Below are 15,586 nucleotides of genomic sequence, written 5' to 3'. Positions count from 1 at the left end.
TTTGTCACTTGTTTCAGCGACTTGATTATCTTATCATGTTTAACTCTTTCTGTCAAACACTTTTTTGAAGTTTTTTTAAAATCTTTCGATTTCTTTTTTTGTCTTCTTTCGACGACTTGATCATCTTATCATTTATTATAACTTTCGTCAATCTTTTCCACTATATTTTTGTAACAATTGATTAAATTTTTCTATAACATCATTAATATATACTATACTTAATCATTTATACACATTTAACTATAACATTTATAATTATTAATTTTATTCATATATAAAAAAGGTCTGACAGTGTACTGTCAGACCTTTTTTATTGTTGATTTTTAATATAATCTAATAACAACTCGGCAGCTTTACGTGGGCCAATATGTTCTTGCCCTTCAACCGCTAATCGCGTACGAATTTGTCCAACTTTAATTCCCTTTTTAAATAATGTTTCAAAATATTTATCAATCAATGGATCCGTTTGTTCTTTTAATTGCACAGGTCCAAATGGATTAGCAAAGTAAGATTCAACTAATCCCGTTTCTGTTGTGGTACCTTTTGCCTTACGTGCTCCTCTTACAAATACATCTTTTGCTTCATCTATATTATTAAAAAATTCAAATTCAGCACCATCTTCTTCATAGTTATTAGCATATAAGACCATGTCAACAGGACGCCCAGTTGTAATATCTTTATAAGTTGCAACTGGAATTACAATACGTGCATTCGTTTTATCTGGATTCATAAAAATACTTCGATCAATTGTGCGATATGCATATCCTGTATCCAAATCATCTAAGCGTACAAAGGCTCCAATCTCAGTACCGTACGCACGAATTTCACCTTTTTCGATTGCCAACGTTCCCATGTCATCAAAAATAGTTTTCATATCTTTAATTTCATCTTCTGCCATCAAACGCATTGCTTCTAGTGTTTCTGACTTACCTGCTCCACTATCTCCAATTACTACAATATTACTTTGAATACCATTTTTTAATGTTAATTCAATCATAGCACCATGTAATGGAAGTTTTTTCTCATTAATCATTTTGACATTATATAAAGTTAAAATCATTTTTTTCATATAACCAAAATAATCGTGATTTTCACTATAGGTCGCATATCCAATCATAATGTCATTTTCTTTATCTTGATAGAATACCGCACGATCTTCTTTATCTTTATTTCCATAAACATAAATTAAATCAGGTTTTCTGTCTTTACATTCTTCCAACTCTGCTAATTCAAATAAGTTACACATTGTAACCCCTTGAGCCATAAAATCACGATGAAAATATACGTAGGCTAGGGCAGTTCCTACTTTTGCAGGATACACAAACCAATTATTTGGATCTAGATATAATCCATCAAGTGGATTTATAAAAACCTCTTCGAAAATTCCATCCCTTTTTGTTCGTTTAGGATAAGTGATAAATGGCGGTGTTAATACAATGGACTCAATAAACGCCGGATATCTTAGCCCCCTATATTGCATTGGAAAATCCCATTGAATTTCATTTAATACTAAACCTGCATTTGCTCCAACAATTAATTGGCGATACACATTTTGACGATGTCCCATTAAACGCTCTTCAATAGTACGATAAACCTTTAATACTAAATTAGTAAAGTCATTATTTGCCTCGATAAATTTTATTTTTTGAATCCCAGTTCCTTCTGTACTGTTATAAATGACACTGTACCGTTCTAGACGACGCCAGTAATCGTATAATGCTTCAATAAATTCTATCAATGTATCCTTGTGTTGAAGTAACACTATAAATGATCGATTCATTTGCATAACTTCATCAATCTCTAATACCAATAATAATTTAAAAAGTGATGTTAACTCCGTTGCTACTCGATTTTCACCACATACATAAACTAATTGTTCATAAATTGGTGATTCTTTCTTTTTCAATCTATTTAAGAAACGTGTTAATACTTTCTCAAACCCTTGACTATTTAATAATTCATCTTCAGTATTGCAATAATGTGCAGAAAAGTTAATAACTGCAGTATTGCGTTCTAATTCGAATTGTGGCTTCATTATGTATTCTCCCCTCTAAAGCTACTTTTGACATTCCGGTAAAACTTCTTTTATGTATTGCACTAACAAATCAATTTCTTGTTTTGTTATTTCCCCTATAATTCCAACGCGTAACATTTTACCTGCATATGAACCCATTCCACCTGCTACAGTAAAGTTATATCTTTCATCAATTAAAGCAGTCAATTTGCTAGCATTGATATTTTCAGGAGCTAATACGGGAACTAACACATTTCCTCTAATACTTTCGTCTTTAATAAATAATTCAAAGCCGAGATTTGCAAGTTTTTCTTCAGCATATTTTCGAACTTGAACTTTATTTGCAATCACGCTTTCAAGACCTTGATTCAACAATCCATCTAATGCTGTTTTTAATGCTACAACGATAGAAATTGCTGGAGTAAATGGCTGTTCTGATTTTACTTCATAATAATGAAGATATTTTTTATAATCGAAATAATATTTTGGGAGATTTGAATATTCTAAACTCAATTTTGCTTTATCACTTAAGGCTACAAAACTCAATCCAGGAGGTAAGTGGAATCCTTTTTGACTACTTGCCACCGCACAATCTACTCCCCATTCATCTAAATGGAACTCTTGTACAACCATCCCACTAATACAATCCGCAATTAATAAACGATTTGTATCTTTCGTTAAATCTCCTAAAGCTTTCAAATTATTTACAACACCTGTTGCTGTCTCATGATAAGTTACAAATACACCTTTAATTTCGGGATATTTTTCTAAAATTTCTTTTACATCATTTAACTCATAACTTTTTCCCCAATCATAAGCTAACTCATGTACTTTTAATCCATATACAGTACAAATTTCAATAAATCTTTGACCAAACCATCCTGTATTAATGACTAAAACTTCATCCCCATTAGAGAATAGGTTAACGATTGTTGACTCCATTGACCCTGTTCCTGAAGATGTTAAAATAATTACATCATTTTTAGTATCAAATATTCTTTTTAACCCTTCGTTTACATCTTTAATTAATTGATGATAATCAGCCATACGATGATGAATTAAATCTTGCCCTAATACTTCTCGAATTTCCATTGGAATATTCGTAGGACCTGGCGTAAATAATACCTTACTCACTTTCTCACCCACTTCATAAAATTACAAGCTCATTTATAAAATACATCTTTTTGAAAATTTTGTCATTATGCTTTGCAAATATGTAATAAAAATAGACTTAAAGGGAGATTACAAAGATCTCCCTTTTTATATTTTTACTCGACAAATTTCTTTGCAATGTCTAGTCTGTAGAACAAATCATCACAAGTAATTTTTTCTATTTGTCGATAAACATTAGTTCGAGCTTTGTCTAAAGTTTCACCACTTCCAACAACAAAGAGAACGCGTCCACCGTTTGTTGTATAGTCGCCATCTACTAATTTAGTTCCCATATGACAAACGTCTACATCTTCCAGTAAATCAAGACCTTTAATAATTGCGCCTTTATTATAATTTCCTGGATAACCTTTAGCGGCTAACACAACTCCAACAGTTGGTTTATCTGACCATACACACTCGATTTCTTTCCCCTCAAGCAGTGATAACATGATTTCAGAAAGGTCTGTCTCTAAACGAGGAAGTAGCACTTCCGTTTCTGGATCTCCAAAGCGAGCATTGAATTCAATAACTTTAATACCTGACGATGTTTTCATTAATCCAGCATATAAGATTCCCGTAAATGGTATATTTTCGGCAATCATTGCCTTCGTCATTGGTCCAATAACCATTTTAATCGCTTCCTCATAATCTGATTCCAAAATAAGCGGATGTGGACTGTGATTCCCCATTCCTCCTGTGTTCAACCCTTCATCATTATCATATGCACGCTTATAATCACGTGCAATAGGCATTGGGTTATAAAGTTCATTTGCGACAAAAGCCATTAACGAAAACTCTTCACCTTCCAAGAACTCCTCGATCACTACTTTCGAAGAGGCCTCATCAAACTGACGATATAATAACATTGATTCTAAAGTCTCAATTCCTTCTTCTAATGTTTGACAAATAACTACACCTTTGCCAGCAGCTAGTCCATCTGCTTTAATAACAATTGGCATAGACTGTGTTTTTAAATACTCAACCGCGGGCTCAAATTCTGTAAATTCTTTATATACTGCCGTTGGAATATTATATTTTGACATCATCTGCTTAGCAAAGGCTTTACTGCCTTCAATTAAAGCTGCTTCTTTAGTTGGGCCAAACACTTTTAATCCTTTTGAATTGAAACTATTAACAACTCCCGCTACAAGAGCCATTTCTGGCCCCACTATGGTTAAATCAATTTGATTTTCCAACGCAAAGTCAGTAAGTGCCGCTACGTTTGTTTCCTCAATTGGTACTAAAGTTGCCTCAATCATTCCATCATTTCCTGGTGCACAGAAAATTTGAGAAACTTTTTTATCGCGCATTAATTTTTTTATGATGGCATGCTCACGTCCCCCACGCCCAATAACTAAAACTTTCATAAATTTCTCCCTATCCTCACCAAATTAATGTTTAAAATGTCTTACTTTTGTAAATACCATCGCAATTCCAAATTTATTACAAGCATCAATAGAATCTTGATCTTTAATCGATCCACCTGGTTGAATGAGTGCTTTAACTCCATATTTAGCAGCTAATTCAACTGTATCCGACATCGGGAAGAAAGCATCTGATGCTAAATATGAACCTGATGCCAATTCATTAGCTTGTTCAAGTGCAATTTTAGCCGCACCGACGCGATTCATTTGGCCTGCACCAACTCCTACAGTCATATTATCTTTCACTAAAGCAATCGCATTCGACTTCACATGTTTTACAACTTTAAATCCAAATAATAATTGTTCTAAGTCTTCTTGTGTTGGTTTTACTTCTGTTACACATTCTAAGTCTTCAAGTGTTACTTCTAGTGTGTCTAAGTCTTGTTGTAATAATCCACCTTTAACTGTTGTTAATTTATGTCCTAGTTGACGGCGATTTGACATGTCTGTTGTTAATAGGCGGATATTTTTCTTTTGTTTTAAAATTTGTAATGCTTCTTCTGTAAAACTTGGTGCAATAATAATTTCTAAGAAGATTTTATGAAGTTCTGTTGCTACTTCTTTGCTAACTTCACGGTTAAGGGCAACAATTCCACCAAAGATTGACGTTGAATCTGCTTCATATGCTTTTGCATAAGCTTCCTCGATTGTTGATCCAATTCCAACACCACATGGATTCATATGTTTTACCGCAACCGCTGCTGGTGCTTCAAATTCAGCTAAAATTTCAAGTGCCGCATTAGCATCTGCAATATTGTTGTATGACAATTCTTTTCCATGTAATTGTTCACTCGCCACTACACTGTAAGATGGTTTTTCTAATGTTTGATAAAATGCTGCTGACTGATGTGGATTTTCTCCATAGCGTAATGATTGTTTTAGGTCGTATGTAACAGTAAGTTTTTCTGGAATTTTAATTTCGTTGATTTGATTAAAGTAGTTTGCAATCATTGCATCATAGGCTGCTGTATGATTAAATACTTTTCCAGCTAATTTTTGACGCGTGTTTAAGGTTGTATTTCCATGTTCACGAATTTCATCAATAATTTGATCGTAATCTTTAACATCTACAACGACTGTTACGTCATTAAAGTTTTTAGCTGCAGAACGTAGCATTGAAGGTCCACCGATATCGATGTTTTCAATTTTATCTTCATGTGTTGATTCAGGATTTTGAATTGTTTTTGCAAATGGATATAAGTTAACACAAACTAAATCTATGTACTCGATGTTGTTTTTTGCTACTTGTTGTTGGTGATATTCATCACCACGCTTTGCTAATAGACCACCATGAACTAATGGATGAAGCGTTTTGACACGTCCTTCTAAAATTTCTGGGAACCCTGTCACCTCGTCAATGGAAATAATATTCATTCCCGCTTCTTCTAATGACTTTTTTGTTCCACCTGTTGAAATAATATCGTATCCTAATTCAATTAAATTTTGTACAAATGGCACTAAGTTTGTTTTATCTGACACACTTACTAATGCACGTTTCATCTCTCTTCATCCTCCTAAATATTTAGCAATTGTTTAATGACAGTTGGATATAGCTCATGTTCTAAGTCATGAATTTTTTGCTCTATTTCTTCTCTTGTCTCTAACCCTGTACGTTTAAAACAAACTTGGTCAATAATCATCCCTGTATCAATACCTGAATCAACGTAATGAACAGTCACTCCCATAATTTTAACCCCATATTTTAATGCGTCTGTGATTCCATCCCGACCAGGAAAAGCTGGTAATAATGCAGGATGGATGTTAATGATTTTTCCTTCGTAAACATCTAATAAAGTTTGACCAACAATGCGCATGTAGCCTGCTAAAACAATTAAATCTGGGTTAAGGGGGATTAACTGAGTACAGATTTCTTGTTCGAAGGCTTCTTTACTAGAATATTCTTTTGGATTAAAAACGAAGGTTGGAATGTTCATTTTATGAGCTCTTTCAATGCAATAGGCACCCGGTTTATCACAAACAAGCAGTGCTACTTCGCAGGCTTGTTTATGTAATTTTTCAACGATAGTTTGAAAGTTACTACCATTCCCTGAAGCAAAGACAACTATTTTTTTCATACTAGTTGTACTCCTTCTTCAGCTACAACGTGACCGATGATATGTGGAGTTTCTCCTGCTTCTGTTAAGACCTCCATTGTTTTTTGAACTGAGTCTTTTGATACAATGATAATCATTCCAATTCCCATGTTAAAGACGTTATACATTTCGCGCTCGTCTAAGTTTCCAAGTTCTTTTAAGTAATTAAAGATTGGAGGCATTGGATATGAGTTTTTATTAATGACGACTCCGTGCCCCTCTGGTAATGTACGTGGAATGTTCTCATCAAATCCTCCACCTGTAATGTGAGCCATCCCATGTACTTCAACTTCTTTTAGTAAAGCCAAGATTGGTTTAACGTAGATTTTTGTTGGTGCTAAGACGGCCTCTGCTACTGTGGCTTGAAGTGATTCAACGTATTGGTTTAAATCGACGTTATGGTCTTTGAATAAGATTTTACGTACTAATGAGTATCCATTTGAGTGAATTCCACTTGATGAAAGTCCGATGATGATATCACCTTCACTTACTTTTTCACCCGTGATTAATTCATCTTTTTCAACAACTCCAACTGCAAATCCAGCTAAATCATAATGTCCATGCTCATACATATCTGGCATTTCGGCTGTTTCCCCACCGATTAAAGCAGCTCCCGCTTGCTCACATCCATCTGCTACTCCTTTAACGATAGCCTCAATTTTAGCAGGTTCATTTTTTCCAACCGCCACGTAATCTAAGAAATATAAGGGTTCTGCTCCTTGTACAACGATATCATTCACACACATTGCGACGCAATCGATTCCAATTGTGTCATGAACATCTGCTTTAATTGCCACCATTAACTTAGTTCCGACTCCATCTGTCCCCGATACTAAGAGAGGGTTTTGGTAATCAAGTGACGATAAATCAAACATAGCACCAAATGATCCAATTCCCGAAAATACTCCTGGACGATTCGTTTTTGCGATATGTTTTTTGATTCGATTAACCGATTCGTAACCTGCTTCTAGACTTACACCTGATTGTTCGTACGCTTTACTCATCTTCTCCACTCCTTATTTAACTTCTTTGTTTGCATTTATAACATCTTCATATAGATATGTCGGATAGTCTCCATTAAAACATGCGACACATTGACCACAGTTTTTACCGTAAGTTACAGGTCGGCCAATACCTTTTGTTAGTCCTTCTACTGAAATAAAGGCTAATGAATCGGCTCCAATTACGTGTCTTATTTCTTCTGTTGTATGGGTTGCAGCAATTAATTCATCGTATGTTGAGAAATCAACTCCATAAAAACATGGAAATTTGATTTCTGGTGAGGCGATACGCACGTGAACTTCTTTAGCCCCTGCATCACGTAACATATCTACCATTCGGCGTGATGTTGTCCCACGAACAATTGAGTCATCAATTAAAATAACGCGTTTATCTTTAACGATTGAACGAACAGCTGATAATTTCATCTTAACGCCTTGTTCACGAAGTTCTTGTGAGGGCTGGATAAAGGTTCGTCCAATGTATTTATTTTTAATCATGCCAATTTCAAATGGAATATTAGCTTCTTCTGCATATCCGATAGCTGCACTTAATCCCGAATCTGGTACTCCTACAACGATATCTGCTTCAACGTGTGATTCTTTAGCTAGAACTCGGCCACAATTTTTACGTGCTTGGTGAACGTTAATTCCTTCTACATCACTATCTGGTCTTGCAAAGTAAACGTACTCCATGCTACACATGCTACGATGACAAGTTTTGGCGTAGCGGTCTGACGTTATCCCATTTAAGTCAATTCTGATGACTTCTCCTGGATGAACATCTCGCAAATATTCTGCTCCAATCACATCAAAAGCACATGTTTCCGATGCAACGACAATTCCTTTATCACCAATTCGACCAAGAGATAGTGGACGTAATCCCAGTTTATCTAAAGCGATGTACATTTCATTTTCTTTTAATAGTAGGAAGGCGAAAGCTCCCTCGATATAAAGTAGGGATTCCTTCAAAGCTGTCATCATATCTCCACGTTGGCGTTTGATTAAATGAGCGAGAATTTCTGAATCAGAGGTAGTCTGAAAGATGCTTCCCTCGTTTTCAAGATAGACTTTAAGTTGATTTGCATTGACTAAATTTCCATTATGACAAAGACCAAGTGGTCCTGATTGAGAGCGGAATAGGAAAGGTTGAACGTTCATAATTCCGCCTCCGCCTGCTGTTGAATAACGAACGTGTCCAATCGCATGGATTCCCTTTAGACGATCGATATCTTGTTGAGTAAAAACATTTCGAACAAGTCCTTCTCCTTTATGTTGATGAAGCATTTTGCCATCACTCGTAACGATTCCAGCGCCTTCTTGACCACGATGTTGAAGAGCATGTAATCCGTAATAAGTTAATTCAGCTGCATTTTCATGATTGAAGATTCCAAAGACTCCACACTCTTCATTCATTTTATTTTCGAAAAATAAATCTAATTCTGCCATATTATTCACCTTAGCGACTTACGCGATTTAAGATTTCAATATAGGCTTCTTCAACATTTCCTAAGTCGCGACGGAAACGATCTTTATCTAACTTTTCGTTTGTTTTTTTATCCCATAAACGGCATGTATCTGGTGAGATTTCATCGGCTAACACAATTTCCCCATTTTTTGTACGCCCAAATTCAATTTTGAAATCAATTAAGCGAATGTCTTGTGCGTCGAAGAATTCAATCAATGCTTTGTTGATTTCTAATGTCATTTCTTTAATTTTTGCTAACTCTTCATAAGTCGCTAAATCTAATGCTACCGCGTGATCTTCATTAATCAACGGATCCCCATAAGCATCATTTTTATAACATAATTCATAAACCACGTTCGATGGAATTGTCCCTTCTTCGATTCCTAAACGTTTTGCCATACTTCCTGCAATAATGTTGCGCACGATAATTTCTAAAGGAACAATTTCAACTTTATGACATAATTGATCACGATCATTTAATTTTTCAATGAAATGGGTTTTCACTCCACGTTTTTCTAACATTTCAAAAATGATTGTTGTAATCGCATTGTTTAAAATACCTTTGTTTGCGATGCTTGATTTTTTTACCCCATTAAATGCTGTTGCATCGTCTTTATAATGAATAATAACTTTGTGATCATCGTCCGTTTTAAAAATTTGCTTTGCTTTTCCTTCATATAACATTACTCGAGTTGGGTTCATGGCCTTATCCTCCGTTTTTCTCTCTTTGTATAGTCTCTCTTTTATCTTTTTACTTGTTAGGGTGACGCTGTGCTTTCTCATTAGATATATAAGAACCTCTAAGTTTTGTGGATTTTTAAACATTTAGCGGTTCTATAGTTATACCTTAGTATCAAAAGGGTTTAAATACTAAGCCTGATGATAAAACGATTGATTACATTTCAGTTTATATATAGAACTTTTGAATCTAGTTTCTTCTCGCAATACGCTCGTAAAGTTCTAAAGCCTCTTCTGTCTCCCGATAATTCAGACTTTATTCACTTCCTACGCGTGTTAATTGCGAGACTCAACGTTTTATTTAAAGTATTTTACTCCGCTTTGGAACAGTAATTGATCGTAATTACCTGGGACATTTTTGAAAATTTGACTTCCGATGCGCTCTGAGTGCCCCATTTTTCCAAGAATGCGTCCATCTGGACTTGTAATTCCTTCAATGGCAGCGATTGATCCATTAGGATTGTAGATTCCATCCATTGTTGGTTTTCCAGTTACGTCTACGTATTGAGTCGCGACTTGACCATTTTTGATTAATTTTTTAATCACAGCATCATTCGCTACAAATTTCCCTTCTCCATGCGAAATTGCGATATTGTGAATATCTCCAACGTTTGCCCCCGATAACCAAGGTGATTTGTTTGAGGCAATACGTGTTTGTATAATTTTTGACATATGTCGGTTCGTATTGTTTTTAACTAGAGTTGGTGAGTCTTCAGTTACCATTCCAAACTGTCCATATGGTAATAATCCTGATTTAATTAATGCTTGGAATCCATTACAAATACCTAAGATTAATCCATCACGCTCTAATAATCCTTCAATACTTTCACGTACCTGTTCATTCATTAAAACTGATGTAATAAATTTTCCTGATCCATCTGGCTCATCTCCAGCACTGAATCCTCCAGATAGCATTAAAATTTGAGATTCATTAATGTGTTTAACCATACGTTCAATTGAAGCTTCAATATCTTGATGATTTTGATTACAAAATACATCAATGATTGATTTTGCCCCAGCTTGTTCGAAGGCTCTTGCACTATCATATTCGCAGTTTGTTCCTGGGAATACTGGCAAGAATACTTGTGGTGTTGATTTTATTGATGATGTTTTAATGATGGTATTTTTATAGTCAATGATTGGAACCTCTATTTTTTCAGCTTCAGCGGCAACTGGATATAAATTGCCAAATGTTCCTTGCCATGCTTCTAAGCTTTCTTCAATCGTGATGGCCTCTTGATTGATGACGATTAAAGGTTCCGATGTTGTTTTTCCAAGTAAGTGCGCATGATCAAATAATAATGGTCGATCAGACTCTACGATAATCGATCCCAGTTCTAAGTCGAATACATCATAACCTGTTTTAATGGTTGCACCAATTTTATTCCCGAAACTCATTTTTGCTAATGCTTCAGCAATCCCTCCCTGTTTAACCGAGAAAGCTGATTTAATACATCCGACTGTAACCATGTCATAAATATAGTCAAAGTTAGTTTTTAACTGTTCAATATTTGGCATTAAATCTTTAGTTGGTTCATGTTTAATTAAATAAATATAGTTTTCCGGTGCCTTGAATTCTGGTGATAAAACTTTGTTTGCTTTTTCTGTTTGAACTGCAAATGAAATGAATGTCGGTGGAACATGTAATTCTTCAAATGATCCACTCATACTATCTTTTCCACCGATTGCAGGTAAATTAAACCCTTTTTGAACGTAAATTGACCCGAGTAGCGCTGCAAACGGTTGTCCCCAGTTTTGTGGGTCTTGTCCTAAACGACGAAAGTATTCTTGAAATGAGAAACGAATTCCTTGCCATCTTCCACCTAAGGCAATGATTCTTGCCATTGATTCAACTACTGCATAAGCTGCTCCATGGAATGGTGACCAGGATGTAATTTCTGGATTATATCCATAAGTTAACATACTAACTGTATTTGTCACACCATGACGTAGTGGAATTTTATGAACTGATCCTTCCGTCTCAGTTAATTGATATTTTCCTCCATAAGGCATTAAAACAGTCGTTCCCCCAATGGTTGAGTCAAACATTTCAACCATTCCTTGCTGTGATGCAACATTTGGTTGTTTTAAATTATTTAGGAATTTATCTTTAATTGTGTTTCCTTGTATTTTACTTTGGAATGGATTAGATTCTAAATCTGTTTTAATTGTAACGTTTGTTGTTTGACGCGCACCATTTGTATCTAAGAAAGTACGTGATAAGTTGACGATTGGACGACCATTCCAATTCATCACTAAACGATTGGTATTTGTCACTTCTGCAACAACAGTTGCTTCTAAGTTTTCATGATGTGCAAAGTTAATAAAAGTGTCTACATCTTTAGAAGCCACCAAGACTGCCATACGCTCTTGCGATTCTGAAATTGCAAGTTCTGTTCCATTTAATCCATTGTATTTGACTGGAACAGCATTTAAGTCGATGTTTAATCCATCAGCAAGTTCCCCAATGGCAACAGCTACGCCTCCTGCTCCGAAATCATTACATTTTTTGATTAAGCGCGTTACTTCTCCATTTCTAAATAAACGCTGAATTTTTCTTTCAGTCGGAGCATTTCCTTTTTGAACTTCTGATGAAGCTGTTTGAATTGATGTTTCATTATGAGCTTTGGATGATCCTGTTGCCCCACCAATTCCATCTCTTCCTGTACGCCCACCAAGTAGAATGATGATGTCTCCAGGAGCTGGTTTTTCACGGCGAACATCACTTGCTTTAACTGCTCCGACTACTGCTCCGACTTCCATGTGCTTTGCTTTGTATCCTTCATGATAAACTTCACGAACAAAGCTTGTTGGTAATCCAATTTGATTTCCGTAAGAGCTATTTCCATCTGCTGAACGTTTTGAAATAATTTTTTGAGGAAGTTTACCTTCCATCGTATCTTCGATAGATTCTAAAACATTTGCTCCACCACTAATACGCATCGCTTGGTAAACATATGAACGTCCAGATAGTGGATCACGAATTGCTCCACCAATACATGTTGAAGCCCCACCAAATGGTTCAATTTCTGTTGGATGATTGTGTGTTTCGTTTTTAAACATTAATAACCATGGTTCGTTAACCCCATCAACATCGACATCTATATAAACACTACAAGCATTAATTTCGTCTGACACTTCTAAATCATTTAATAATCCTAATTTGCGTTGTTCTTTCATTGCAATAGTTGCCATATCCATTAATGTCATTGGCTTTTTATTATGGTGAACACGCTCTCGCATTGCGCAGTATTCATTGAAAGTTTGTTGTAAAATTTCATGGAATCGTCCACTTTCGAATGTTACATTTTCAATTAATGTTTCAAACGTTGTGTGACGGCAGTGATCTGACCAGTAAGTATCTAATACTTTTAACTCTGTTTCTGTTGGATTTCGTTTTTCTTCCTTTAAGAAGTAATCTTGAATTAATTTGATGTCTGCTAGGGACATGGCCATCCCGTGTGTCTTTAAGAATGCCGCTAACGCTTCCTCTTTATAGTCAACGAATCCTTCATATGTTTTGACATCTTCAATTTCTATTGATTCATCTAATTGAAGTGGTGCTGTTAAATCTTTTTCACGCATTTCAATCGGATTGATATAGTAGTTTTTAATTTTAGCTAATTCTTCTTTTGACTGTACTCCATCCAAAATAATCACTTTTCCACTCTTAACACGAACCTCATCATTTCCTGTTAAAAGTTGAATACATTGAATTGCTGAGTCGGCACGTTGATCATATTGCCCGGGTAAATATTCTACTGCAAAATAGGTTTTATCACTTAACTCAATTGAGTCACTTGTCATATCTGTTACAATTTCAGATAAAACATTTTGCTTCGCTGTTTCAAGTTCTGTTTCATTAACGTTAAATAAATCATATATATTAATGACACGAGTATTAGTTAGGTTTAAATGTAAATTTTCATTCAAATCATGCCGTAAACTTTTAGCTTCTGTTGCATAGATATCCTTCTTCTCCACAAAAATACGATACTGACTCATTTTCCTCATCCTCACCCTTTTTACTTTGGAAAGTTTTCTAAAAACAGTTCCACAGTTTTATGTAAATCTTCTCTCTTCTTACTTGTAAATGTCATATGTCCAACTTTACGATTTGCTCGTAATTCTTCTTTTCCATAAAGGTGAACTTTTGCCTGATGAAATTCAGGTGTTGTCCACATTTTTAAGGCATAGTCAACATGTTGGCCTAGCAAGTTGACCATGATAGCTGGCTCTATTAGGGTTGGCTTAATTAGTGGTAAGCCACATACTGCTCGAATATGTTGTTCAAATTGCGAAATGTTGCAAGCATCAATTGTATAGTGTCCTGAATTATGAGGACGTGGTGCTAATTCATTAATAATAATGTCATCACCTATAACAAACATCTCAATCGCAAGTGTTCCAACAAAATCTAAACGTTCAATTAAAGTTCTTGCTATTTCTTCCGCCTTTATCATAAGCTCTGAACTAATATCAGCTGGTACGATACTTAAGTGTAAGATATGATTTTGATGAATATTCTCCGCTACCGGGAATGTCTCGACATCACCATTTGTGCCTCTTGTTACGATGACTGAGATTTCTTTTTCAAAAGGAACAAATCCTTCGAGGATACATTCTGTTCCTTCGACAATAGGAATAACTTCTAAGATATCTTCATCAGTTTTTAGCATCCATTGTCCTTTGCCATCATATCCACCACACGTCGTTTTCAAAATAGCTGGGTACCCTAATTGCTTAATGGCATATCTTAACTCCGCTTCACTTTCGACTTTCATGAATGGTGCTGTTTTAAATCCACAATCATTAATGGCGATTTTTTCTAAAAAGCGATGTTGAGTAATCGCAATTGGTCGATTTCCTTGGGGGAGATACCCTTTAGATTCTAGTTGCTTAATCATCTCACTTGAGACATTTTCAAACTCATAGGTAATGACGTCACTTTGTTTAAATAAGGATAACAATGCTAATTCATCATCATAAGTTGCATTAATTTCGATATCAGCAACTTGGGCAAGTGGTCCATTTGCTACTGGTTCTAAAACGGCAATTTTATATCCCATTTGTTTAGCAGCAATTGCCATCATTCTTCCAAGTTGTCCTCCACCGATAATTCCAATCGTTGATGGGGGTAATATTAACTTACTCATTTAAATCGCAATCTCCCAGTACTGAATCCGTCATCTCTTTACGATAATTTTCTAAATAAACTGCAATTTCTTGATATGATGTGCTTAACATGGAAGCTGCTAATAATCCTGCATTTTTGGCTCCAGCTTTTCCAATAGCTACTGTAGCTACCGGAATTCCTCCTGGCATTTGAACAATAGATAGTAACGAATCGAGTCCATTTAAAGCTCTTGATTGAACCGGTACTCCAATAACCGGAAGTGTTGTTTTAGCAGCAACCATTCCAGGAAGGTGCGCAGCACCTCCTGCTCCTGCAATGATTACTTTAATTCCCCTATTACGTGCAGCCTCTGCATATTCAAACATTTTATCTGGTGTTCGATGCGCTGAAACGACACTAGCTTCATAAGAGATTTCTAATTGCTCTAAAACTTTCATCGCTTCTTGCATTGTTTCGAAATCTGATTTACTTCCCATGATAATTCCAACCAATGGTTTGGGTGAGATTTCGTATATTCTCTCCATCAAAAATCCTCCCTATTTTATTTTTTCTATCCTTATAT

At 35.4% G+C, this 15,586-nt stretch carries 11 protein-coding genes; all 11 read right to left on the bottom strand.

Annotated elements, in window-relative coordinates; all coding sequences use genetic code 11:
• Window positions 1-310: 310 nt before the first annotated feature.
• The 11 genes from J6D32_RS06750 to purE all read right to left on the bottom strand — a co-directional run bounded on the left by J6D32_RS06750 (window position 311) and on the right by purE (window position 15,548).
• Window positions 311-2,035, bottom strand: coding sequence for a zinc-binding metallopeptidase family protein (locus J6D32_RS06750; RefSeq protein ID WP_055164436.1), 1,725 nt, complete (start codon window positions 2,033-2,035; stop codon window positions 311-313).
• 21 nt (window positions 2,036-2,056) lie between these two features.
• Entirely contained in the window at window positions 2,057-3,148 is a 1,092-nt protein-coding gene (locus J6D32_RS06745; RefSeq protein ID WP_129821625.1) for a pyridoxal-phosphate-dependent aminotransferase family protein, read from the bottom strand.
• 134 nt (window positions 3,149-3,282) lie between these two features.
• Window positions 3,283-4,533 (bottom strand): phosphoribosylamine--glycine ligase, encoded by a 1,251-nt coding sequence (gene purD / locus J6D32_RS06740; RefSeq protein ID WP_006784963.1) that lies wholly within the window; start codon window positions 4,531-4,533, stop codon window positions 3,283-3,285.
• Window positions 4,534-4,557: 24 nt separating this feature from the next.
• Entirely contained in the window at window positions 4,558-6,090 is a 1,533-nt protein-coding gene (purH, locus tag J6D32_RS06735) for a bifunctional phosphoribosylaminoimidazolecarboxamide formyltransferase/IMP cyclohydrolase (RefSeq protein WP_287467440.1), read from the bottom strand.
• 14 nt (window positions 6,091-6,104) lie between these two features.
• A complete protein-coding gene (gene purN / locus J6D32_RS06730) occupies window positions 6,105-6,665 on the bottom strand; it encodes a phosphoribosylglycinamide formyltransferase (protein ID WP_006784961.1) in 561 nt (186 codons plus the stop codon).
• Window positions 6,662-7,687, bottom strand: a complete 1,026-nt coding sequence (purM, locus tag J6D32_RS06725) for a phosphoribosylformylglycinamidine cyclo-ligase (protein ID WP_006784960.1) — start codon at window positions 7,685-7,687, stop codon at window positions 6,662-6,664. Before purM ends, purN begins: the two co-directional genes overlap by 4 nt.
• Window positions 7,688-7,699: 12 nt before the next feature.
• The gene (gene purF, locus J6D32_RS06720; protein WP_006784959.1) at window positions 7,700-9,130 is read right to left on the bottom strand and encodes an amidophosphoribosyltransferase; all 1,431 of its coding nucleotides are present in this window, start codon (window positions 9,128-9,130) and stop codon (window positions 7,700-7,702) included.
• A gap of 10 nt (window positions 9,131-9,140) precedes the next feature.
• Entirely contained in the window at window positions 9,141-9,851 is a 711-nt protein-coding gene (gene purC / locus J6D32_RS06715; protein WP_006784958.1) for a phosphoribosylaminoimidazolesuccinocarboxamide synthase, read from the bottom strand.
• 333 nt (window positions 9,852-10,184) lie between these two features.
• Window positions 10,185-13,892 (bottom strand): phosphoribosylformylglycinamidine synthase, encoded by a 3,708-nt coding sequence (locus J6D32_RS06710; RefSeq protein ID WP_287467439.1) that lies wholly within the window; start codon window positions 13,890-13,892, stop codon window positions 10,185-10,187.
• Between the two features lie 20 nt (window positions 13,893-13,912).
• On the bottom strand, window positions 13,913-15,043 hold the full coding sequence (gene purK / locus J6D32_RS06705; protein ID WP_006784956.1) for a 5-(carboxyamino)imidazole ribonucleotide synthase: 1,131 nt from the start codon (window positions 15,041-15,043) through the stop codon (window positions 13,913-13,915).
• Entirely contained in the window at window positions 15,036-15,548 is a 513-nt protein-coding gene (gene purE / locus J6D32_RS06700) for a 5-(carboxyamino)imidazole ribonucleotide mutase (protein WP_055164430.1), read from the bottom strand. The genes purK and purE overlap by 8 nt, the downstream gene beginning before the upstream one ends.
• Between the last annotated feature and the right edge of the window lie 38 nt (window positions 15,549-15,586).

It is taken from the genome of Turicibacter sp. (genome assembly GCF_017941855.1).
GTDB lineage: Bacteria > Bacillota_I > Bacilli_A > MOL361 > Turicibacteraceae > Turicibacter > Turicibacter sanguinis.
This window is presented reverse-complemented; position numbering and strand designations above follow the sequence as displayed.